The sequence below is a fragment of the Pseudomonas sp. FG36 genome (assembly GCF_057809275.1).
In genome coordinates this window covers 1-22,697 of sequence record NZ_JBMDJQ010000052.1, presented here as the reverse complement: position 1 = coordinate 22,697, position 22,697 = coordinate 1, and the positions used below count along the sequence as shown (strand labels likewise).

20 protein-coding genes are annotated in these 22,697 nt (G+C 64.4%); 9 read left to right on the top strand and 11 right to left on the bottom strand.

Annotated elements, in window-relative coordinates:
* Positions 1–44 precede the first annotated feature (44 nt).
* The 7 genes from ACODS9_RS25150 to ACODS9_RS25120 form a co-directional block, all read right to left on the bottom strand.
* Complete coding sequence (locus tag ACODS9_RS25150; protein ID WP_046856180.1) at positions 45–479, bottom strand: GNAT family N-acetyltransferase; 435 nt, start codon at positions 477–479, stop codon at positions 45–47.
* A complete protein-coding gene (locus ACODS9_RS25145; protein WP_046856179.1) occupies positions 472–1,638 on the bottom strand; it encodes a ribosomal protein uL16 3-hydroxylase in 1,167 nt (388 codons plus the stop codon). The genes ACODS9_RS25150 and ACODS9_RS25145 overlap by 8 nt, the downstream gene beginning before the upstream one ends.
* A gap of 81 nt (positions 1,639–1,719) precedes the next feature.
* Entirely contained in the window at positions 1,720–3,090 is a 1,371-nt protein-coding gene (gene purB / locus ACODS9_RS25140; RefSeq protein ID WP_046856178.1) for an adenylosuccinate lyase, read from the bottom strand.
* A gap of 152 nt (positions 3,091–3,242) precedes the next feature.
* Entirely contained in the window at positions 3,243–3,869 is a 627-nt protein-coding gene (hflD, locus tag ACODS9_RS25135; RefSeq protein ID WP_489095012.1) for a high frequency lysogenization protein HflD, read from the bottom strand.
* A complete protein-coding gene (gene mnmA, locus ACODS9_RS25130; RefSeq protein ID WP_046856177.1) occupies positions 3,866–4,990 on the bottom strand; it encodes a tRNA 2-thiouridine(34) synthase MnmA in 1,125 nt (374 codons plus the stop codon). The genes hflD and mnmA overlap by 4 nt, the downstream gene beginning before the upstream one ends.
* Positions 4,991–5,041: 51 nt before the next feature.
* A complete protein-coding gene (locus ACODS9_RS25125) occupies positions 5,042–5,482 on the bottom strand; it encodes an NUDIX hydrolase (protein ID WP_401112193.1) in 441 nt (146 codons plus the stop codon).
* A gap of 104 nt (positions 5,483–5,586) precedes the next feature.
* Entirely contained in the window at positions 5,587–7,812 is a 2,226-nt protein-coding gene (locus ACODS9_RS25120; RefSeq protein ID WP_046856175.1) for an NADP-dependent isocitrate dehydrogenase, read from the bottom strand.
* A 450-nt stretch (positions 7,813–8,262) separates the two neighbouring features.
* Between ACODS9_RS25120 and icd the strand changes: the two genes are divergently transcribed.
* The gene (gene icd, locus ACODS9_RS25115; RefSeq protein WP_401112190.1) at positions 8,263–9,519 is read left to right on the top strand and encodes an NADP-dependent isocitrate dehydrogenase; all 1,257 of its coding nucleotides are present in this window, start codon (positions 8,263–8,265) and stop codon (positions 9,517–9,519) included.
* A gap of 77 nt (positions 9,520–9,596) precedes the next feature.
* Here the strand turns inward: icd and cspD are convergent, their stop codons facing one another.
* Positions 9,597–9,851: a cold shock domain-containing protein CspD gene (gene cspD, locus ACODS9_RS25110; protein ID WP_217869270.1), complete on the bottom strand. Its 255-nt coding sequence runs from the start codon at positions 9,849–9,851 to the stop codon at positions 9,597–9,599.
* Between the two features lie 231 nt (positions 9,852–10,082).
* On the opposite strand from cspD, the gene clpS reads away from it, so the two are divergent.
* Together clpS and clpA are read left to right on the top strand one after the other, a co-directional pair.
* A complete protein-coding gene (gene clpS, locus ACODS9_RS25105; RefSeq protein WP_046856171.1) occupies positions 10,083–10,457 on the top strand; it encodes an ATP-dependent Clp protease adapter ClpS in 375 nt (124 codons plus the stop codon).
* Positions 10,458–10,487: 30 nt separating this feature from the next.
* Positions 10,488–12,758 (top strand): ATP-dependent Clp protease ATP-binding subunit ClpA, encoded by a 2,271-nt coding sequence (clpA, locus tag ACODS9_RS25100; protein ID WP_038705843.1) that lies wholly within the window; start codon positions 10,488–10,490, stop codon positions 12,756–12,758.
* Positions 12,759–12,903: 145 nt separating this feature from the next.
* On the opposite strand, the gene infA is transcribed toward clpA, so the two are convergent.
* The 3 genes from infA to aat all read right to left on the bottom strand — a co-directional run bounded on the left by infA (position 12,904) and on the right by aat (position 14,672).
* Positions 12,904–13,122: a translation initiation factor IF-1 gene (infA, locus tag ACODS9_RS25095; protein WP_002553999.1), complete on the bottom strand. Its 219-nt coding sequence runs from the start codon at positions 13,120–13,122 to the stop codon at positions 12,904–12,906.
* 104 nt (positions 13,123–13,226) lie between these two features.
* Positions 13,227–13,934 carry an arginyltransferase gene (locus ACODS9_RS25090; protein WP_023630955.1) on the bottom strand — a complete coding sequence of 236 codons (708 nt, stop codon included), beginning with the start codon at positions 13,932–13,934 and terminating at the stop codon, positions 13,227–13,229.
* A 57-nt stretch (positions 13,935–13,991) separates the two neighbouring features.
* The gene (gene aat, locus ACODS9_RS25085; protein ID WP_489095011.1) at positions 13,992–14,672 is read right to left on the bottom strand and encodes a leucyl/phenylalanyl-tRNA--protein transferase; all 681 of its coding nucleotides are present in this window, start codon (positions 14,670–14,672) and stop codon (positions 13,992–13,994) included.
* A gap of 416 nt (positions 14,673–15,088) precedes the next feature.
* Here aat and ACODS9_RS25080 point away from each other — a divergent pair, with 416 nt between their 5' ends.
* From ACODS9_RS25080 to cysG, 6 genes are all read left to right on the top strand, one after another.
* Positions 15,089–17,566: a DNA translocase FtsK gene (locus tag ACODS9_RS25080; protein ID WP_489095010.1), complete on the top strand. Its 2,478-nt coding sequence runs from the start codon at positions 15,089–15,091 to the stop codon at positions 17,564–17,566.
* A gap of 62 nt (positions 17,567–17,628) precedes the next feature.
* The gene (gene lolA, locus ACODS9_RS25075) at positions 17,629–18,252 is read left to right on the top strand and encodes an outer membrane lipoprotein periplasmic chaperone LolA (protein ID WP_031315274.1); all 624 of its coding nucleotides are present in this window, start codon (positions 17,629–17,631) and stop codon (positions 18,250–18,252) included.
* A gap of 12 nt (positions 18,253–18,264) precedes the next feature.
* On the top strand, positions 18,265–19,590 hold the full coding sequence (locus ACODS9_RS25070) for a replication-associated recombination protein A (protein ID WP_038705844.1): 1,326 nt from the start codon (positions 18,265–18,267) through the stop codon (positions 19,588–19,590).
* Positions 19,587–19,961 (top strand): fluoride efflux transporter CrcB, encoded by a 375-nt coding sequence (gene crcB, locus ACODS9_RS25065; RefSeq protein WP_023630958.1) that lies wholly within the window; start codon positions 19,587–19,589, stop codon positions 19,959–19,961. The genes ACODS9_RS25070 and crcB overlap by 4 nt, the downstream gene beginning before the upstream one ends.
* A gap of 30 nt (positions 19,962–19,991) precedes the next feature.
* Entirely contained in the window at positions 19,992–21,272 is a 1,281-nt protein-coding gene (serS, locus tag ACODS9_RS25060; RefSeq protein ID WP_489095009.1) for a serine--tRNA ligase, read from the top strand.
* Complete coding sequence (gene cysG / locus ACODS9_RS25055; RefSeq protein WP_110698414.1) at positions 21,273–22,664, top strand: siroheme synthase CysG; 1,392 nt, start codon at positions 21,273–21,275, stop codon at positions 22,662–22,664.
* Positions 22,665–22,697: the final 33 nt, after the last annotated feature.

Here is a 22,697-nt window from a genome sequence, read left to right as displayed (position 1 = left end):
GACCCGCTCCCACGTTGTGGAAGCGGGTTTGCCCGTGAAGGTGATCAGGCGATTTCGCGCGAATCCCGAACCATGTCCACATGTGGGATGCCGGCCTCGAGGAACTCCTCGCTGACCACGCGGAACCCCAGGCGCTCGTAGAACGGCGTTGCATGCACCTGGGCGCTGAGCATCTGCTGGCTGAGGTCGCGGTTCTGCGCCTCGATGATCACCGCGCGCATCAGCGCGTCGCCCACGTTCAGGCCGCGCCAGTCCTTGAGCACCGAAACCCGGCCGATGGTGCCGTCAGGCAGCAGGCGGGCAGTACCGATCGGGTAATCGCCCTCCAGGGCCAGGAAGTGCACGGCGGTCGGGTCTTCTGCGTCGAACTCCAGCTCCGGCGGCACGTGCTGTTCGGCAACGAACACGGCGCTACGGATGCGGTGGATGTCGGCATTGTCCTTGTGCCAGTCGGCCAGTCGAACACTGATCTTATTCATCGGCGAATCCCAGGCTGCCTTGCATGACCAGCTGTTGTACCAGCATCAGGCCGTCTTCGTCCTGCAGCCACTGGCCAAGGTTGTCGATGTGCAGGGCGTCGGCGGCGCACACCAGCTTGAGCAGTTCGCGCAGTTTGGCCGGCAGTGGGCAACTGCGCCCGCTGGCGAACAGCATCAGGTCGTCGTTGAGCTCGGACCAGGCCATCCGTGCGCTTGGGTTGCGGATCAGCACGGCGCCTTGTTCGAGGTAGTTGATCAGGTCCTGCTCGCTCAGCTCTTCACCGACAACCTGCTCAGGGTAGCGCGGTTCGGTCATGAACTGGCCGAACCAGGTCAGCAGCAGGTCCTTGTCGGACATATGCTTGTCGATCAGGGCCTTGAGGCGGTCGAGGGCATCGTGCTGGATCTGGTGCGGGTCGCTGACCGGCTGGGCGTCGGCATCGCTGTAGCGCTCTTCATCTGGCAAGAACTGGCCGAGGAAATCGGTGAAGTGGGTCAGCACTTCGGCGGCGCTCGGGGCGCGGAAACCGACCGAGTAGGTCAGGCACTCGCTCTCGGCGACGCCGTAATGGGCCAGGCGCGGCGGCAGGTAGAGCATGTCGCCGGGTTCCAGGGTCCACTCGTCGCTCTGCTCGAAGTCAGCGAGGATGCGCAGGTCGGCGTGGTCGATCAGTGCGCTGTCGCTGTTGCACATCTGGCCGACTTTCCAGTTGCGGGTGCCGTCACCTTGCAGCAGGAACACATCGTAGTTGTCGAAGTGCGGGCCGACGCTGCCGCCGGGCGCGGCGTAGCTGATCATCACGTCGTCGATACGCCAGCTCGGCAGGAAGCGGAATTCTTCCAGCAGCTCGGCCACTTCCGGGACGAACTGGTCCACGGCCTGTACCAGCAGGGTCCAGTCGCGCTCGGGCAGGTCGCTGAAGGCGTCCTCGGCGAATGGGCCGCGGCGCAGCTCCCACGGGCGCTCGCCGTGCTCGAGCACCAGGCGCGACTCGACTTCTTCTTCCAGGGCCAGGCCGGCCAGCTCGTCGGCGTCGATGGGGCTGACGAAGTCAGGGAAGGCCTGACGTACCAGCAGTGGCTTCTTCTGCCAGTAGTCGCGCAGGAATTCACGGGCCGTGAGGCCGCCCAACAGTTGCAGTGGAGTATCAGAATTCATGTTCAACCTATTGAAAAAACGTAATTTTCGTACGGGAATAAAAACGCCCGGCCAGGCCGGGCGTTGCACGCGACGGTCAGCTTAGATGCGTTTGGCCTGGGCCACCGCGTTGCCGATGTAGGTCGCCGGGGTCAGCTGCTTGAGCTCGGCCTTGGCTTCGGCCGGCATGTCCAGGCCGTCGATGAAGGTCAGCAGCGCGTCAGGGGTGATGCCCTTGCCACGGGTCAGCTCCTTGAGCTTCTCGTAGGGGTTCTCGATGTTGAAACGGCGCATCACGGTCTGGATCGGCTCGGCCAGGACTTCCCAGCAGGCGTCCAGGTCGGCGGCGATACGGGCTTCGTTGACTTCCAGCTTGCCGATGCCCTTGAGGCTGGCCTCGTAGGCGATGACGCTGTGGGCGAAGCCCACGCCCAGGTTGCGCAGCACGGTGGAGTCGGTCAGGTCGCGCTGCCAGCGCGAGATCGGCAGCTTGCTGGCCAGGTGCTGGAACAGCGCGTTGGCGATGCCCAGGTTGCCTTCGGAGTTCTCGAAGTCGATCGGGTTGACCTTGTGCGGCATGGTCGAGGAGCCGATTTCGCCGGCCACGGTCTTCTGCTTGAAGTAGCCCAGCGAGATGTAGCCCCAGACGTCGCGGTCGAAGTCGATGAGGATGGTGTTGAAGCGGGCGATGGCGTCGAACAGCTCGGCGATGTAGTCGTGCGGCTCGATCTGGGTGGTGTAGGGGTTGAACACCAGGCCCAGCTCGTCTTCGATGAAGGCGCGGGCGTTGGCTTCCCAGTCGATCTGCGAGTAGGCCGACAGGTGGGCGTTGTAGTTGCCCACGGCGCCGTTGATCTTGCCCAGCAGCGGCACGGCGGCCACTTGCGCGATCTGGCGCTCCAGGCGGTAGACGACGTTGGCCAGTTCCTTGCCCAGAGTGGTCGGCGAAGCTGGCTGGCCATGGGTGCGCGACAGCATCGGCACGGCGGCGTGGGTGTGGGCCAGGGTGCGGATCGCTTCGGCGATCTGACGCATCAGTGGCAGCAGCACTTCGTCACGGCCGGCGCGCAGCATCAGGGCGTGGGACAGGTTGTTGATGTCCTCGCTGGTGCAGGCGAAGTGGATGAACTCGCTGACCTTGGCCAACTCAGGCAACTGCGCGGCCTGCTCCTTGAGCAGGTACTCGATGGCCTTGACGTCGTGGTTGGTGGTGCGCTCGATTTCCTTGACGCGTTCGGCGTGCTCGAGCTTGAAGTCGGTGGCCAGGCTGTCCAGCACGGCGTTGGCTTCGGCGCTGAACGCCGGCACTTCGCCGATCTGCGGGTGGGCGGCCAGGCGCTGCAGCCAGCGCACTTCGACCAGGGCGCGGAAACGGATCAGGCCGAATTCGCTGAAAATGGGGCGCAGGGCCTGGGTTTTGCCGGCATAACGGCCGTCTACAGGGGAAACCGCAGTGAGCGAGGAGAGCTGCATGGGGTGTTCTCGGACAGTCAGGCTTTTGGAAGGGCGCATATCATACATGAAAAACGCGCCCGGGTCGGGTGGCTGACCAAAGGTCGGGCCATTTCGAAGCGTGTGGTGTCTGGCGTGTGGGCGGCGGCGCACCGCCGCTCCCACGGTTCATTTCAATCAGCGGTACGCATCATCCCGTACAGCTCGTTGAGCAGCTTGCGCCGGCTGAACACCAGCTGCCAGCGGTGCCCGCCCAGCTGGCGCCACAGGCGCGCGGCGCGGATGCCGGCCAGCAGCAGGGCGCGGATCTTCGAAGCGTTGCTGGCCTGCTGCAGGAAGCGCATGTCGCCATGCACCTGGATACGCTGGCGCAGGGTGCTCAGGGTGTCCTGGTACAAGGCTCCGCTCGAGGCGATGACGTTTTCATGAACCAGGCCGAAATGCTCGGCCTGGGACTGGATCTGCGGCAGGCGGTTGCCGATGGTATCGAGCAGGTCGCCACGCTTGTTCAGCTGGCGCTCAAGGCCCAGCATCGACAGGGCGTAGCGCAGCGGCTCGCGTTGCAGGCTGCTGGGGTCGCGCTCCAGGGCGCCGACCAGCGCCCGGTAGCCGTCGCGCAGGTTGATGTCGTCGCCGCCGAACACTTCCAGGGTGTCCTTGGGGTCGACCACCAGCAGGCTGCCGAGCATGCAGCCGATATTGGCTTCACTGGCCTGGCCGGTGCGGGCGATGCGGTCCACCAGCACGGCGGCCTGGAACACGCCGCCCAGGGCAATCAGTTGCTCCTGGAGGTTGTTCATGGGCGCGGGCTCCAGGGCTCGGCGACTTCGATCACGCCGCCGCCCAGGCATACCTCGCCGTCATAGAACACCACCGACTGGCCCGGGGTGACGGCGCGCTGCGGCTCGTCGAACACTGCGCGGTAGCCGCTGGCGGTCTGCTCCAGCGTGCACTGCTGGTCGCCCTGGCGGTAGCGCACCTTGGCGGTAAGCTTGCGCGGGCTGGACAGGTCGATCGGGTTTACCCAGAAGATTTCCGAGGCCAGCAGGGCGCGGGAGAACAGCCATGGGTGCTCGTTGCCCTGGCCGACCACCAGCACGTTGCGCGAAAGGTCTTTTTCCAGCACGTACCACGGCTCGTCGCTGGCGTCCTTCAGGCCGCCGATGCCCAGGCCCTGGCGCTGGCCGATGGTGTGGTACATCAGGCCGTGGTGTTGGCCGATCACTTCACCCTCGGTGGTCTGGATCTCGCCCGGCTGGGCCGGCAGGTACTGCTTGAGGAAGTCGCTGAAACGGCGCTCGCCGATGAAGCAGATACCGGTGGAGTCCTTCTTCTTGGCGGTGGCCAGGCCGTGTTTCTCGGCGATGGCGCGTACCTCGGGCTTTTCCAGTTCGCCCACCGGGAACAGGGTGCGGGCGATCTCCTTGCCGCCGACGGCGTGCAGGAAGTAGCTCTGATCCTTGTTCGGGTCCAGGCCCTTGAGCAGCTCGGTCAGCTCGCCAGTGTCGCGGCGGCGCACATAGTGGCCGGTGGCGATCAGGTCGGCGCCCAGGGACAGGGCGTAGTCGAGGAAGGCCTTGAACTTGATTTCGCGGTTGCAGAGGATGTCCGGGTTCGGCGTGCGGCCGGCCTTGTACTCCTCGAGGAAGTGCTCGAACACGTTGTCCCAGTATTCGGCGGCGAAGTTGGCAGTGTGCAGCTTGATGCCGATGCGGTCGCACACGGCCTGGGCGTCGGCCAGGTCTTCGCGGGCGGTGCAGTATTCGGTGCCGTCGTCCTCTTCCCAGTTCTTCATGAACAGACCTTCCACCTGGTAGCCCTGCTCCATGAGCAGAAGGGCGGAGACGGAAGAGTCCACGCCGCCGGACATGCCGACGATGACGCGGGTCTTGGCGGGGTCTTTGAGTGCTGGGCTGGTCATGGCTACCGATGTGTATCAGAGGGGAAAAACGCCGATTCTATCAAACCGGCGTCAGTCGCGCAGCAGGTCAAGGCTGTGCAGCGGGCCTTTGAGGTAGTCGTCGAGGCAGCGTGGCACCAACTCGCTGCGCCAGCGCGACGGCTCGGCCAGCAGTTCGTCGCGGGTCAGCCATACGGCGCGGACGATGTCGCTGTCCAGGTCGCGGCCCTGGTGATGGCGCACGGGGCGGGCGGCGAAGCAGATGCGCTGATAGGTGACGCCGTTGCTGGGGGCGGTGTACAGGTAGATACCGACCACGCCGGTGAGCTCGACTTCCCAGGCGGTTTCCTCGAGGGTTTCGCGCAGGGCGGCCTGGGTGATGGTTTCATTGGCTTCGAGGTGGCCTGCGGGCTGGTTGAAGACATGCTGGCCGGCCTTGAACTCCTCGACGAAGAGGAACTTGCCCTCGTGTTCGACGACGGTGGCGACAGTGATGTGGGGTTGCCAGGTCATTGGGGTTGTCCTTTTGCATGCGGGGGGCTGCGCAGCAGACCCAGTCCCAGAAAGCACAAACCCCGGTGCGTGGCCGGGGTTTGTGTTGTTACGTCAAGCGAGCCTTACAGTGCGGCGATGGCGCTGTTCAGGGTCTGGCTTGGGCGCATCACCTTGGCGGTCAGCTCGGCATCCGGGGCGTAGTAGCCACCGATGTCGGCCGGCTTGCCCTGGACGGCGTTGAGCTCGGCGACGATGGTCGCTTCATTCTCGCTCAGGGTCTTGGCCAGCGGGGCGAAGCGCGCCTGCAGGGCGGCGTCGTCGGACTGGGCGGCCAGTGCTTCTGCCCAGTACAGGGTCAGGTAGAAGTGGCTGCCACGGTTGTCGATACCGCCAACCTTGCGCGAAGGCGACTTGTTGGTGTCGAGGAACTTGCCGGTGGCCTGGTCCAGGGTGTTGGCCAGGACCTTGGCGCGCGGGTTGTCGTAGGTGTTGCCCAGGTGCTCCAGGGAAGCGGCCAGGGCCAGGAATTCACCCAGCGAGTCCCAACGCAGGAAGTTCTCTTCAACCAGCTGCTGTACGTGCTTCGGTGCCGAACCGCCAGCGCCGGTCTCGAACAGGCCGCCGCCGTTCATCAGCGGCACGATCGACAGCATCTTGGCGCTGGTGCCCAGCTCCATGATCGGGAACAGGTCGGTCAGGTAGTCGCGCAGCACGTTGCCGGTCACCGAGATGGTGTCCTTGCCTTCGCGGATGCGGGCCAGGGAGAACTTGATGGCGTCGACCGGAGCCAGGATGCGGATATCCAGGCCGGCGGTGTCGTGATCCTTCAGGTACTGCTGCACCTTTTCGATCATCACGCCGTCGTGGGCGCGGGCCGGGTCCAGCCAGAACACCGCCGGGGTGTTGCTCAGGCGGGCACGGTTGACGGCCAGCTTGACCCAGTCCTGGATCGGCGCGTCCTTGGTCTGGCACATGCGGAAGATGTCACCGGCTTCGACGTTCTGCTCCAGGACGACCTTGCCCTTGCCGTCGACCACGCGCACGACGCCGTCGGCCTTGATCTGGAAGGTCTTGTCGTGGGAGCCGTACTCTTCGGCTTTTTGCGCCATCAGGCCGACGTTCGGCACGCTGCCCATGGTGGTCGGGTCGAAGGCGCCGTTGGCCTTGCAGTCTTCGATGGTGGCCTGGTAGATGCCGGCGTAGCAGCGGTCCGGGATCACGGCCTTGGCGTCCTGCAGCTCACCTGCGGTGTTCCACATCTTGCCCGAGTCGCGGATCATCGCCGGCATCGAGGCGTCGACGATGACGTCGCTCGGTACGTGCAGGTTGGTGATGCCCTTGTCCGAGTTGACCATGGCCAGGGCCGGGCGAACGGCGTACAGGGCCTGGATGTCGGCTTCGATCTCGGCTTGCTTTTCAGCAGGCAGGTCCTTGATGCGGGCGTACAGGTCGCCGATGCCGTTGTTGGCGTTGAAGCCCACTTCGGCCAGCGCGGCAGCGTGCTTGGCGAGCACGTCGTTGTAGAACTCTTCGACGATCACGCCGAACATGATCGGGTCGGAAACCTTCATCATGGTGGCTTTCAGGTGCACCGACAGCAGCACGCCGGAGGCCTTGGCATCGGCGATCTGCTCGGCGATGAAGGCTTTCAGGGCCTTGCGGCTCATGGTGGCGCAGTCGATCACTTCGGCGGCTTTGACGGCGGTCTTTTCTTTCAGCACGGTGGTGCTGCCGTCCTTGCCGACCAGCTCGATGCGCAGGCTGTCGTCAGCCTCGATCAGCGCGGCCTTCTCGCTGCCGTAGAAGTCGCCCTGGGTCATGTGGGCAACGTGCGACTTGGAGTCGGCGGCCCAGGCGCCCATCTTGTGCGGGTGCTTGCGGGCGTAGTTCTTGACCGACAGCGGCGCGCGGCGGTCGGAGTTGCCTTCGCGCAGGACCGGGTTCACGGCGCTGCCCTTGATGCGGTCGTAGCGGGCGCGCGATTCTTTCTCTTCGGCGCTGGCCGGCTCGTCGGCGTAGTCGGGGATGTTGAAGCCCTTGGCTTGCAGCTCCTTGATCGCGGCCTTCAGTTGTGGAACCGAAGCGGAAATGTTCGGCAGCTTGATGATGTTGGCTTCAGGGGTGGTGGCCAGCTGGCCCAGTTCCGCCAGGTGATCGCCTACCTGCTTCTCGGCGCCCAGTTGCTCCGGGAAGGCGGCGAGGATACGGCCGGCCAGGGAGATATCGCGGGTTTCGACGGCGATGTCGGCGGAGGCAGTGAAGGCCTCGACGATCGGCAGCAGCGAGTAGGTGGCGAGGGCGGGGGCTTCGTCGGTGAAGGTGTAGATGATCTTGGAACGGGTGGGCATGCGGGTTAACTCTCTATGTGCTGAGCGTACTCGAGTCTCGAGGTGCGCAGGGTAGGCGCTTCGCCCTGGCGACGCCATGAGCGGAAAGTCGAGAGGCTGCGAGCGGTGATGGTGGATGCATCAGTCGAGCGTCAAGTGCTGGGCCGCGGTAACGACCCAGGCTTTGTGGTCATTCATGACCAAGGGCGAGCCGCATTTTCCTAGGGTTCGCCCCGATGACCCTATGGTCGCGCCGGAGTATATCAAACCCTTTGGGCTAATCAGCAAGGCGAAGTGGTATCAGCGCATTTATAAGACCAAAGACGTAGGGGCAATGTGGCGTGTTGCCGCAGGCATTTGCCACCTGTTTGCCGGTGTTGGCGGGGTCCTGCCTTGCAGGTCGGCGGATGTGGTTTAGGCTCAGTGGATCGCACGATTTCCAATCACCCAGGAAAAGCGGAGTAGTGCAGCATGGGATACCAGAAAATCAAGGTTCCGACCGATGGTGCCAAGATCACCGTCAATGCAGACCATTCGCTCAATGTTCCCGACAACCCCATCATTCCCTACATCGAAGGCGACGGCATCGGCGTGGACGTCTCGCCGGTGATGATCAAGGTGGTCGATGCCGCCGTGCAGAAGGCCTATGGCGGCAAGCGCAAGATCGCCTGGATGGAGGTGTATGCCGGCGAGAAGGCCACCCAGGTCTATGACCAGGACACCTGGCTGCCCCAGGAAACCCTGGATGCGGTGAAAGACTACGTGGTGTCGATCAAGGGGCCGCTGACCACGCCGGTCGGTGGCGGCATCCGTTCGCTCAACGTGGCGCTGCGCCAGCAACTCGACCTGTATGTGTGCCTGCGTCCGGTGGTGTGGTTCCAGGGCGTGCCGAGCCCGGTGAAAAAGCCAGGCGACGTCGACATGGTGATCTTTCGCGAGAACTCCGAGGACATCTATGCCGGTATCGAGTGGAAGGCCGGCTCGCCCGAGGCGAACAAGGTGATCAAGTTCCTCAAGGAGGAGATGGGGGTCACCAAGATCCGCTTCGACCAGGACTGCGGCATCGGCGTCAAGCCGGTGTCGAAGGAAGGCACCAAGCGCCTGGTGCGCAAGGCCCTGCAATATGTTGTTGATAACGACCGCAAGTCGCTGACCCTGGTGCACAAGGGCAACATCATGAAGTTCACCGAAGGTGCCTTCAAGGACTGGGGCTATGAGGTGGCCCGTGACGAGTTCGGCGCCGAACTGCTCGATGGCGGCCCGTGGATGAAGTTCAAGAACCCGCGGACCGGCCGCGAGGTGATCGTCAAGGATGCCATCGCCGACGCCATGCTCCAGCAGATCCTGCTGCGCCCGGCCGAGTACGATGTGATCGCCACCCTCAACCTCAATGGCGACTACCTGTCCGACGCCCTGGCGGCGGAGGTGGGCGGTATCGGCATCGCGCCGGGGGCCAACCTGTCGGACACCGTGGCCATGTTCGAGGCCACCCACGGCACCGCGCCGAAGTACGCCGGCAAGGACCAGGTCAACCCGGGGTCGGTGATTCTGTCGGCCGAGATGATGTTGCGGCACATGGGCTGGACCGAGGCGGCGGACCTGATCATCAAGGGCACCAATGGCGCCATTGCGGCCAAGACCGTGACCTACGACTTCGAACGCCTGATGGATGGCGCGACCCTGGTCGGTAGCTCGGGCTTCGGCGAGGCGCTGATCAAGCACATGTAAGCGTGGCAAAAAAAACCGGTCGCTTCTTTATTAAAGGGGCGACCGGTTTTTTCGTTTACCGGCAGACAGTTCAGAGATCAGACTTCGACGGTGCTGCCTGGGTTCGTGGCGCTTGCCTGGATATGGCTTGTGGCGCTTCTGATGTCGGTCGCGTGCAGCCCTTTGGGGCCCTGGATGATCTCGAAGTTCACGGATTGACCGGCTTTCAGCGTCTTGTAACCGTCCATCTGGATCGCTGAATAGTGGGCGAACAGATCATCGGTCTTACCGTCTTCGTTGATGAATCCGTAGCCCTTGGCATTGTTGAACCACTTGACTTTACCGCTTGCCATCCCTATGTCCCTCTGCAAAGGACTCCATCACTGGAGTATCATCCACTTCATCCGCATACGAACCTTGCGAGAAAATCTGGTTGACTGCGCGGATCTTTATCGACCACGGTGGGTTCTTATTGGTTGTAACACCGTTTTGCCGATAGTCAAGGTCAGCCGGCGCCCGCGCCGGGAGGGGCCTGCGCGGTCAACCCACAACCTTAACCTGTCGATCATGATGAAATTCTTTCCATGCATGTACTCAGTGAGATTCGACTAACATTCAATCAGGATCACCCGCAGCCGCATGAGGACGGGCACGAGGACGATGGCGCGGGCCTTGCCGTCCAGGAGGCCAAGCCGATCCTGCAGGCGCCACCGATGTACAAGGTGGTTTTGTTCAACGATGACTACACGCCAATGGATTTCGTCGTCGAAGTGCTCGAGACGTTCTTCAATCTGAACCGCGAGCTGGCGACCAAGATCATGCTGACCGTCCATACCGAAGGGCGGGCAGTGTGCGGATTGTTTACCCGTGACATCGCCGAAACAAAGGCCATGCAGGTCAACCAATACGCCAGGGAAAGCCAGCATCCGCTACTCTGTGAAATCGAGAAGGACGGTTAATCGCCGACCACTTGGGTATGAGGTGAAGCTATGTTAAACCGCGAGCTCGAAGTCACCCTCAATCTGGCCTTCAAGGAGGCCCGTTCGAAACGTCATGAGTTCATGACCGTCGAACACCTGCTGCTGGCACTCCTTGACAATGAGGCTGCCGCGACCGTTCTGCGCGCCTGTGGCGCCAATCTCGACAAGCTCAAGCACGACCTGCAGGAGTTCATCGATTCCACCACCCCGCTGATCCCCGTGCATGACGAGGACCGCGAGACGCAACCGACGCTGGGCTTCCAGCGCGTGCTGCAGCGTGCCGTGTTCCACGTGCAGAGCTCCGGCAAGCGCGAAGTGACCGGCGCCAACGTGCTGGTGGCGATCTTCAGCGAACAGGAAAGCCAGGCCGTGTTCCTGCTCAAGCAGCAGAGCGTGGCGCGTATCGACGTCGTCAACTACATCGCCCATGGCATCAGCAAGGTGCCGGGCCATGGTCCGAACACCGACAGCGACCAGGACATGCAGGATGAGGAGGGCGGCGAGGCTTCCTCTTCCAGCAACCCGCTGGACGCCTACGCCAGCAACCTGAATGAACTGGCCCGTGCCGGTCGTATCGATCCGCTGGTTGGTCGTGAGCAGGAGGTCGAGCGCGTCGCGCAGATCCTTGCTCGTCGGCGCAAGAACAACCCGTTGCTGGTCGGCGAGGCCGGTGTCGGCAAGACCGCCATCGCCGAAGGCCTGGCCAAGCGCATCGTCGATGGCCAGGTGCCTGACCTGCTGGCCCAGAGCGTGGTCTATTCGCTGGATCTCGGCGCGCTGCTGGCTGGCACCAAGTACCGTGGCGACTTCGAGAAGCGCTTCAAGGCGCTGCTCGGCGAGCTGCGCAAACGGCCGCAAGCGATCCTGTTCATTGACGAGATTCACACCATCATCGGTGCCGGCGCGGCTTCCGGTGGCGTGATGGATGCCTCCAACCTGCTCAAGCCGTTGCTGTCGTCCGGCGAGATCCGCTGCATCGGCTCCACCACGTTCCAGGAGTTCCGCGGCATCTTCGAGAAGGACCGTGCCCTGGCGCGTCGCTTCCAGAAGGTCGATGTCACCGAGCCGTCGGTGGAAGACACCGTGGGCATCCTGCGTGGTCTGAAAGGCCGCTTCGAAAGCCACCACAACATCGAGTACAGCGACGAGGCCCTGCGCGCCGCCGCCGAACTGGCTTCGCGCTACATCAATGACCGGCACATGCCGGACAAGGCCATCGACGTGATCGACGAAGCTGGCGCCTATCAGCGCCTGCAGCCGGAAGCCAACCGGGTAAAGCGCATCGACGTGCCGCAGGTTGAGGATATCGTCGCCAAGATCGCGCGGATTCCGCCAAAGCATGTCACCAGTTCCGACAAGGAGCTGCTGCGCAACCTGGAGCGTGACCTGAAGCTGACCGTGTTCGGCCAGGATGCGGCGATCGACTCGCTGGCCACTGCCATCAAGCTGTCCCGTGCCGGCCTCAAGGCACCGGACAAGCCGGTGGGCTCGTTCCTGTTCGCCGGCCCCACCGGCGTGGGCAAGACCGAGGCTGCTCGCCAGCTGGCCAAGGCCCTGGGTGTCGAGCTGGTGCGCTTCGACATGTCCGAGTACATGGAGCGGCACACCGTGTCGCGGCTGATCGGTGCGCCGCCCGGCTACGTCGGGTTCGACCAGGGTGGCCTGCTGACCGAGGCCATCACCAAGCAGCCGCACTGCGTACTGCTGCTCGATGAAATCGAGAAGGCTCACCCGGAAGTCTTCAACCTGCTGCTGCAGGTGATGGACCACGGTACCCTGACCGACAACAACGGGCGCAAGGCGGACTTCCGCAACGTGATCCTGATCATGACCACCAACGCCGGTGCCGAAACCGCCGCGCGGGCCTCGATCGGCTTCACCCACCAGGACCACTCCTCCGACGCCATGGAGGTCATCCGCAAGAGCTTCACGCCGGAGTTCCGCAACCGCCTGGACACCATCATCCAGTTCGGCCGCCTGTCCCACGAGACGATCAAGAGCATCGTCGACAAGTTCCTCATCGAACTGCAGGCGCAGCTGGAAGACAAGCGTGTGCTGCTGGAGGTCACCGACGCCGCACGCGGCTGGCTGGCGGCCTCGGGCTACGACGTGCAGATGGGTGCGCGGCCGATGGCGCGGCTGATCCAGGACAAGATCAAGCGGCCGTTGGCCGAAGAGATCCTGTTCGGTGAGCTGGCCGAGCATGGCGGTGTGGTGCACATCGACCTGCGCGATGATGAGCTGGTGTTCGATTACGAGACCACGGCAGAGGTTGCGTAAGGCTGGGGGCCGCTTCGCGGCCTATCGCGGCTGAAGCCGCTCCTACAGGGTTGCGCGGTGCCTGTAGGAGCGGCTTTAGCCGCGATGCGTTTTCCCAGGCACAAAAAAGCCCGGCGCAATGGCCGGGCTTTTTCATGGCTTGAGCTTAGCGCGCGCGGTAGGTGATGCGGCCCTTGCTCAGGTCGTACGGCGTCAGTTCGACGCGGACCTTGTCGCCAGTGAGAATACGGATGTAGTTCTTGCGCATCTTGCCAGAGATGTGCGCGGTAACGACGTGCCCGTTTTCCAACTCCACGCGGAACATGGTGTTGGGCAGGGTGTCGACGACAGTGCCTTCCATTTCGAAGCTGTCTTCTTTCGACATGCAGTAAAGCCCTCGGTATCCAGTGATGGCCCGACGCACGACTGCACCGGGCAAAAAAAGTGGCGTGGATTATGCCCGAAAATTGTGTTTCAAGCCAATGCCTTTCAGTTGAGGGTGACCCAGCGCTGGTTGATCAGCAATTCGATGGGGCGGTACTGGGTCTTGTAGTTCATCTTCTTGCAGTTCTTGATCCAGTAACCGAGGTAAACGGCCTCGAGGTTCTGGCGCAAGGCTTCGGTGATCTGCCAGAGGATCGCGTAGCGGCCGAGGCTGCGGCGTTCTTCCTCGGGCTCGTAGAAGGTGTAGACCGCCGACAGGCCGTTGGGCAGCAGGTCGCACACCGCCACGGCCAGCAGCCGGCCTTCCAGGCGGAACTCGTAGAACCAGCAGAACGGCAGGTCGCGCACCAGGAAGGTGGAGAACTGGTCGCGGCTTGGCGGGTACATGTCACCGTCGGCGTGGCGCTGCTCGATATAGCGCCGGTACAGGTCGAAGTACTCTTCCTTGTAGGCCGGACGGGCGGCGGTGACGGTCAGGTCGGCGTTGCGTTTGAGGATACGTCGCTGCTGGCGGTTGGGAATGAAGCGCGCAGCAGGGATGCGCGCCGGCACGCAGGCGTTGCACTGCTGGCAATGCGGGCGATAGAGGTGGTCACCGCTGCGACGAAAGCCCATTTCCGAGAGGTCCGCGTAGACGTGCACATCCATCGGCTGGCTGGGGTCGAGAAACAGTGTGGTTGCCTGCTCATCCGGCAGGTAGCTGCAGGAGTGGGGTTGAGTGGCATAGAACTTCAACCGCGCCAGCTCTGTCATGATCAACCCCTTAGGTGAGACGTTGTATCTAAGTGTAAGCCAGCTCCGGGAACTCGCCTAGGCAACCCAGCTGGCCGCACTGGGCTGATCCAGGTGTTGCGCCAGGTAATCGGCGAAGCTGGCCCGGCTGATGGCGCGGGCGCCCAGGCTGTGCAGGTGGTCGGTGGGCATCTGGCAGTCGATCAGTACGAAGCCTGCCTGCTTCAGGTGCTCGACCAGTGTCACGAATCCCACCTTGGAGGCATTGTCGGCGCGGCTGAACATCGATTCGCCAAAGAACAGCCGGCCCATGGCCAGGCCATACAGGCCGCCGACCAGTTCACCCTCCCGGCGTACCTCGACCGAATGGGCGATGCCGCGCCGATGCAGCTCGCAGTAGGCGGCGCGCATGGTGTCGGTGATCCAGGTGCCATCGGAGTAGTCCCGGGGCGCGGCGCAGGCAGCAATCACCGCCGCGAAGTCGCTGTCGAAGCTCACGTGGTAGCGGCCTTGGCGGATCAGCTTGGCCAGCGAGCGCGAGACATGCAGTTCGTCCGGAAACAGCACGGTACGCGGGTCGGGCGACCACCAGAGGATCGGCTGGCCGTCCTGGTACCAGGGGAAGCAGCCGTGGCGGTAGGCTGCAACCAGACGCTCCGGGGTCAGGTCACCACCAGCGGCAAGCAGGCCGTTGGGGTCGTGCAGAGCCTTTTCCAGGGGCGGGAAAGTCAGCGAGTCGCGGGTCAGCCAGGTGAGCATGGGGTTCTTGAGCGGCGGGGGAGGGGAGGGCGTCCAGCATGGCGTGGCTTGTGGATGAGGTCAACGACCCTCGTCGCGGGCGCAGTCTGCGTGGGAGCGGCGATGCGGCGACCCGACTTGCCCCGCGACAGGGCCGGACCTGGCAGAATCGACCGTCAATCAACCACCCATTCGTGCCGCCACCGGCACCATCTGGCACATTTGCTGTCACACCTGTGCAAAAACACAGCATAAGCCTTTGTCACAAAAGAAAATGCATGCTCAAATTGCATCAATATGAAAGTCGCCCCCGTTCACGCGCCATACAGCGTGCCGCCATGGCGGCGGGTGGGCAGTAATGTTAAAAGTAGTGGTTCATTGGCCGGTGACCGGCCAATCACTATTGGACGCGCAGCACGCGCAGGAATAGACGCGTTTTGAAGAAATCCACCGCAACCCCAGCCCCCTTGCCAGTGCCCCTGTGGCGGCAGCAGCTGCACTACCGCCTGAAGGAAGGTGCGCTGATTGCCGTCGGCGCCCTGTGCCTGTACCTGTGGATGGCACTGGTCACCTACGACACCGCCGACCCGGGCTTCAGCCACACCAGCAACGCCGAGCAGGTGCAGAACGCCGCCGGCCGCGCCGGGGCCTATTTCGCCGACATCCTGTTCATGGTGCTCGGCTACTTTGCCTACATCTTCCCGCTGCTGCTGGCGATCAAGACCTGGCAGATCTTCCGCGAGCGCCACCAGCCCTGGCAGTGGAGCGGCTGGCTGTTCTCCTGGCGGCTGATCGGCCTGGTGTTCCTGGTGCTGTCGGGCGCGGCGCTGGCGCATATCCACTTCCACCCCTCGGCGAACATCCCGTTCTCCGCCGGCGGTGCCCTGGGCGAAAGCCTGGGCGATCTGGCGCGCAACCTGCTGAACGTGCAGGGCAGCACGCTGATGTTCATTGCCCTGTTCCTGTTCGGCCTGACGGTGTTCACCGATTTGTCCTGGTTCAAGGTGATGGACCTGACGGGCAAGATCACCCTCGACCTGTTTGAACTGGTGCAAGGCGCAGCCAGCCGTTGGTGGGAGGCGCGCAACGAGCGCAAGCGCCTGGAAGCCCAGCTGCGTGAAGTCGACGACCCGGTCTTTGACCTGGGCGGCAAAGGCGACAGACGTGAGCCGGCCAAGGCGCAGCTGCGCGAGCGCGCCGAGCCTGTGATGACGCGCGACGAGCCGCCGGCCCGCCCGGTGGTGCCGCGCGAAGCGGCCGTGGCCCGCGAATCGGTAGTGCCGCGCGAAACCGTGGTAGCTCGCGCGCAGCCTGCGGCTCCGGTGATCATTCCGCCGACCGCGGACAAGGCGCCGGAACCGAGCAAGCGGGTCATGAAGGAAAAACAGGCGCCGCTGTTCATCGACAGCGCGGTGGAAGGTACCTTGCCGTCCATTTCCATCCTCGACCCGGCCGAGCAGAAGAAGATCGAGTACTCGCCTGAGTCCCTGGCCGGTGTCGGACAGTTGCTGGAGGTCAAGCTCAAGGAATTCGGCGTGGAAGTCGCGGTGGACTCGATCCATCCGGGGCCGGTGATCACCCGTTACGAAATCCAGCCGGCCGCCGGTGTGAAGGTCAGCCGCATCGCCAACCTGGCCAAGGACCTGGCGCGTTCGCTGGCAGTGACCAGCGTGCGCGTGGTCGAGGTGATCCCCGGCAAGACCACCGTGGGCATCGAGATCCCCAACGAGAACCGCCAGATGGTGCGCTTCTCCGAAGTGTTGTCGTCGCCGCAGTTCGACGAGAACAAGTCGCCGGTCACCCTGGCCCTGGGCCACGACATCGGCGGCAAGCCGGTGATCACCGACCTGGCCAAGATGCCCCACCTGCTGGTGGCCGGTACCACCGGCTCCGGTAAGTCGGTGGGGGTGAACGCGATGATCCTGTCGATCCTGTTCAAGTCGGGCCCGGAAGACGCGCGGCTGATCATGATCGACCCGAAGATGCTCGAACTGTCGATCTACGAGGGCATCCCGCACCTGCTGTGCCCGGTGGTCACCGATATGAAGGATGCGGCCAACGCCCTGCGCTGGAGCGTCGCCGAAATGGAGCGGCGCTACAAGCTGATGGCGGCCATGGGCGTGCGCAACCTGGCGGGCTTCAACCGCAAGATCAAGGACGCCCAGGAAGCCGGCGAAGTCATCCATGACCCGTTGTACCGTCGCGAGAGCATGGACGACGAGCCGCCGACGCTGAAGACCCTGCCGACCATCGTGGTGGTGGTCGACGAATTCGCCGACATGATGATGATCGTCGGCAAGAAGGTCGAGGAACTGATCGCCCGTATCGCCCAGAAGGCCCGTGCCGCCGGTATCCACCTGATCCTCGCCACCCAGCGCCCGTCGGTGGACGTGATCACCGGCCTGATCAAGGCCAACATCCCGACCCGCATGGCGTTCCAGGTGTCGAGCAAGATCGACTCGCGGACCATCATCGACCAGGGCGGCGCCGAACAGTTGCTCGGCCACGGTGACATGCTCTACATGCCGCCGGGCACCAGCCTGCCGATCCGCGTGCATGGCGCCTTCGTCTCCGACGACGAAGTGCACCGCACCGTCGAAGCGTGGAAGCTGCGTGGCGCGCCGGACTACAACGACGACATCCTCAATGGTGTCGAAGAGGCCGGCAGCGGCTTCGACGGCGGCGGTGGTGGCGGCGATGGCGAAGACTCGGAAAGCGATGCCCTGTACGACGAAGCCGTGCAGTTCGTGCTGGAAAGCCGCCGGGCGTCGATCTCGGCGGTGCAGCGCAAGCTCAAGATCGGCTACAACCGCGCCGCGCGCATGATCGAGGCGATGGAAATGGCCGGTGTGGTCACGCCGATGAACAGCAACGGCTCGCGGGAAGTGATTGCCCCGGGCGGCCCACGCGATTGATGAACAACCTGCCGGGCGCCATAGACGGCGCCCGGCCCCTTCACTGTGCAATGAGGATTTCCATGCGCGCGATTCGCATGCTGTTGGTTTCTGCCCTGGCCGCGGCCAGCCTGTCGGCCCACGCCGGCGAACAGGACGTCCAGCGCCTGACGCAATTGCTGGAGAAGTCGCAGACCATCGAGGCCAATTTCTCCCAGCTGACCCTGGATGCCAGCGGCACCAGCCTGCAGGAGACCAACGGCAAGATGACCGTCAAGCGCCCGGGCCTGTTCTACTGGCACACCGACGCGCCCCAGGAGCAGGTGGTGGTGTCGGACGGCAAGAACGTCACCCTGTGGGACCCGGACCTGGAGCAGGCCACCGTCAAGAAGCTCGACGTGCGTCTGAACCAGACCCCGGCGCTGCTGCTGTCCGGTGATGTGTCGAAGATCAGCCAGAGCTTCGACATCACCTCCAAGGAGCAGGGCGAGGTCATGGACTTCACCTTGAAGCCCAAGACCAAGGACACCCTGTTCGACTCGCTGCGCGTGTCGTTCCGCCGGGGGCTGATCAATGACATGCAGCTGATCGACAGCGTCGGCCAGCGCACCAACATCCTGTTCAATGGCGTCAAGGCCAACCAGGCGGTGCCGGACAGCAAGTTCCAGTTCGACATCCCCAAGGGCGCGGACGTCATCAAGGAGTAAGCGGAGCCCGTGATGGACCTGTTTCGAAGCGAACCCGTCGCCCAGCCCCTGGCCGCCCGCCTGCGTCCGTCTAATCTGGACGAGTACGTCGGCCAGGAGCACCTGCTGGCGCGCGGCAAGCCGCTGCGCGAGGCGCTGGAGCAGGGTGCGCTGCACTCGATGATCTTCTGGGGCCCGCCCGGGGTGGGCAAGACCACCCTGGCGCGGCTGCTGGCGCAGTTTTGCGACGCCCACTTCGAAACGGTGTCGGCGGTGCTGGCCGGGGTCAAGGAGATCCGCCAGGCCGTCGAGGTGGCCAAGCAGCAGGCCGGCCAGTATGGTCGGCGCACCATCCTGTTCGTCGATGAAGTGCACCGTTTCAACAAGTCGCAACAGGACGCCTTCCTGCCCTACGTGGAGGACGGCACGCTGATCTTCATCGGCGCGACCACCGAAAACCCGTCCTTCGAACTGAACAACGCGCTGCTGTCGCGGGCGCGGGTCTATGTGCTCAAGAGCCTGGACGAGGCCGCGCTGCGCAAGCTGGTCGATCGCGCCCTGAGCGAGGAGCGCGGCCTGGGCAAGCGCAACCTGCGGGTGGGAGACGAAGCCTTCAAGATGCTCATGGCCGCCGCCGACGGCGATGGCCGGCGCATGCTCAACTTCCTCGAGAACGCCTCGGACCTGGCCGAAGATGGCGGCGAGATCGGCGTCGAGCTGCTGCAGAGCCTGCTTGGTGACAGCCGCCGCCGCTTCGACAAGGGCGGCGAGGCGTTCTATGACCAGATCTCGGCACTGCACAAGTCGGTGCGCGGCTCCAACCCCGACGGCGCGCTGTATTGGTACGCGCGCATGCTCGACGGCGGCTGCGACCCGCTGTACATCGCCCGTCGGGTGGTGCGCATGGCCAGCGAGGACATCGGCAACGCCGACCCCCGCGCCCTGAGCCTGTGCCTGGCAGCCTGGGACGTGCAGGAGCGCCTGGGCAGCCCCGAAGGCGAGCTGGCGGTGGCCCAGGCCATCACCTACATCGCCTGCGCGCCGAAGAGCAACGCCGTGTACATGGGCTTCAAGGCGGCAATGCGCGAGGCCGCTGAGCACGGTTCGTTGGAGGTGCCGCTGCACCTGCGCAACGCGCCGACCAAACTGATGAAGCAACTGGGCTATGGCGAGGAGTACCGCTATGCCCACGACGAGCCGGACGCCTATGCCGCCGGCGAGGACTATTTCCCCGAGCAGCTCGAACCGCGCCAGTACTATCAACCAGTGCCCCGTGGCCTGGAACTGAAGATCGGCGAGAAGCTCAAGCACCTGGCCGAGCTCGATCGCGCCAGCCCCCGCCAGCGGAGAAAACCGTGATTGCACTGATTGCCGCAGTCAGCGCCGGCGGCATCGCCGGCACGCTGTTGCGTTTCGCCACCGCCAACTGGGTCACGGCCCACTGGCCGCGACACTTCTATGCCGGTACGCTGGCGGTCAACCTGGTCGGCTGCCTGCTGATCGGCCTGTTGTATGGGCTGTTCCTGCACAAGCCGCTGGTGCCGGTCGAGCTGCGCGCCGGGCTGATCGTCGGCTTTCTCGGCGGCCTGACCACCTTTTCCTCCTTCTCGCTCGATACCGTGCGCCTGATGGAAAGCGGGCAGGTCCCGTTGGCCTTGGGCTATACCATTATCAGCGTGGTGGGCGGCCTGCTCGCGACCTGGGCCGGCCTGTCCCTGACCCGATTCTGAACCAACACCTACTTATAACGAGAGAACGATATGCTCGATTCCAAACTGTTACGCGGCCAACTTCAGGAAGTGGCTGACCGCCTGGCCTCCCGTGGCTTCAGCCTGGATGTCGCGCGCATCGAATCGCTGGAAGAGCGCCGCAAGGCCGTGCAGACCCGCACCGAGCAGCTGCAGGCCGAGCGTAACGCCCGCTCCAAGTCTATCGGCCAGGCCAAGGCCAAGGGCGAGGACATCGCCCCGCTGATGGCCGACGTCGAGCGCATGGCCAACGAGCTGGCCGCCGGCAAGACCGAGCTGGACGGCATCCAGGCGGAACTGGACGGCATCCTGCTGACCATTCCCAACCTGCCGGACGCCAGCGTGCCGGTCGGCGCCAGCGAAGACGACAACGTCGAAGTGCGCCGCTGGGGCGCGCCGAAGGCTTTCGATTTCGAGATCAAGGACCACGTCGCCCTGGGCGAAGTCAGCGGTGGCCTGGACTTCGAGGCCGCGGCCAAACTGTCCGGCGCCCGCTTTGCCGTGCTGCGCGGCCCGGTGGCCCGCCTGCACCGCGCCCTGGCGCAGTTCATGATCAACCTGCACACCGGCGAGCACGGCTACGAGGAGCACTACACCCCGTACCTGGTGCAGGCCCCGGCCCTGCAGGGCACCGGCCAGCTGCCGAAGTTCGAGGAAGACCTGTTCAAGATCACCCGCGAAGGCGAGGCCGACTTCTACCTGATCCCGACCGCCGAAGTGTCGCTGACCAACCTGGTGGCGGGTGAAATCCTCGACGCCAAGCAGCTGCCGCTGAAGCTGGTCGCCCACACCCCGTGCTTCCGCAGCGAAGCCGGTGCCTCGGGCCGTGATACCCGCGGCATGATCCGCCAGCACCAGTTCGACAAGGTCGAGATGGTCCAGGTGGTCGAGCCGTCCAAGTCGATGGAATCGCTGGAAGGTCTGACCGCCAACGCCGAGCGCGTGCTCCAGCTGCTGGAACTGCCGTACCGCGTACTGGCGCTGTGCACCGGCGACATGGGCTTCGGTGCGGTGAAGACCTACGACCTGGAAGTCTGGGTGCCAAGCCAGGACAAGTACCGCGAGATCAGCTCCTGCTCCAACTGCGGCGACTTCCAGGCGCGCCGCATGCAAGCCCGCTGGCGCAACCCGGAAACCGGCAAGCCGGAGCTGGTGCACACCCTGAACGGTTCGGGCCTGGCTGTCGGCCGTACCTTGGTTGCCGTGCTGGAGAACTACCAGCAGGCCGACGGTTCGATCCGCGTGCCTGAAGTGCTCAAGCCGTACATGGGTGGCGTCGAGGTCATTCGCTGAATGGACTACCTGCCGCTGTTCCACAAGCTGCAGGGTGGCCGTGTGCTGGTCGTCGGCGGCGGCGAGATCGCCTTGCGCAAGGCGCGCCTGCTGGCCGACGCCGGCGCCGCGCTGCGGGTGGTGGCGCCTGAGGTCGACGGCCAGCTCGCCACGCTGGCCCGTGAGGGCGGGGGCGAGGTCCTGGTGCGTGGCTACCAGGCCTCGGACCTGGACGGCTGCCGGCTGGTGATCGCGGCGACCGACGACTCGGCGCTCAACGCCCAGGTCTCGGCCGAGGCCCAGGCACGCAGCCTGCCGGTCAACGTGGTGGACGCGCCGGCCCTGTGCACGGTGATCTTCCCGGCCATCGTCGACCGTTCACCACTGGTGGTGGCGGTTTCCAGCGGCGGCGACGCCCCGGTGCTGGCGCGGTTGATCCGCGCCAAGCTGGAAGCCTGGATCCCATCCGCCTATGGCGAACTCGCCGGCCTGGCCGCGCGTTTCCGTGAGCGGGTCAAGGCCTTGTACCCGGACGTCAACCAGCGTCGCGGCTTCTGGGAAACCGTGTTCCAGGGGCCGATCGCCGAGCGTCAGCTGGCCGGGCAGGGCGCCGAGGCCGAGCGCCTGCTGCAGGCGATGGTCGACGGCGCGCCGGTGCAGCAGGGCGGTGAGGTGTACCTGGTGGGCGCGGGGCCGGGCGATCCGGACCTGCTGACCTTCCGCGCCCTGCGCCTGATGCAGCAAGCCGACGTCGTGCTGTACGACCGCCTGGTGGCCCCGGCCATCATCGAGATGTGCCGGCGTGACGCCGAACGCATCTATGTCGGCAAGCGCCGCGCCGATCATGCCGTACCGCAGGATAAGATCAACCGCCTGCTGGTCGACCTGGCTCGGCAGGGCAAGCGCGTGCTACGGCTCAAAGGTGGCGATCCGTTCATCTTTGGCCGGGGAGGCGAGGAGATCGAAGAGCTGGCCGACGAGGGTATTCCGTTCCAGGTGGTACCGGGCATCACGGCAGCCAGTGGTTGTTCGGCCTATGGCGGGATTCCGCTGACCCACCGCGACTATGCCCAGTCGGTGCGCTTCGTTACCGGCCACCTGAAGGATGGCACCAGCAACCTGCCCTGGAATGACCTGGTGGCTCCGGCCCAGACCCTGGTGTTCTACATGGGCCTGGTTGGCTTGCCGACCATCTGCGCCGAGTTGATCCGCCATGGCCGTGCGGCGAGTACGCCGGCTGCGCTGGTGCAGCAGGGCACCACCCGCAACCAGCGGGTGTTCACCGGCACCCTGGCCGACCTGCCGGCGTTGGTGGCACGCCACGAAGTGCATGCGCCGACCCTGGTGATCGTCGGGGAAGTGGTGCAGTTGCGCGAAAAGCTGGCGTGGTTCGAAGGCTCGCAAGACGTTTGAAATGACTGGGGCCGCTTTGCGGCCCAGGGCCCC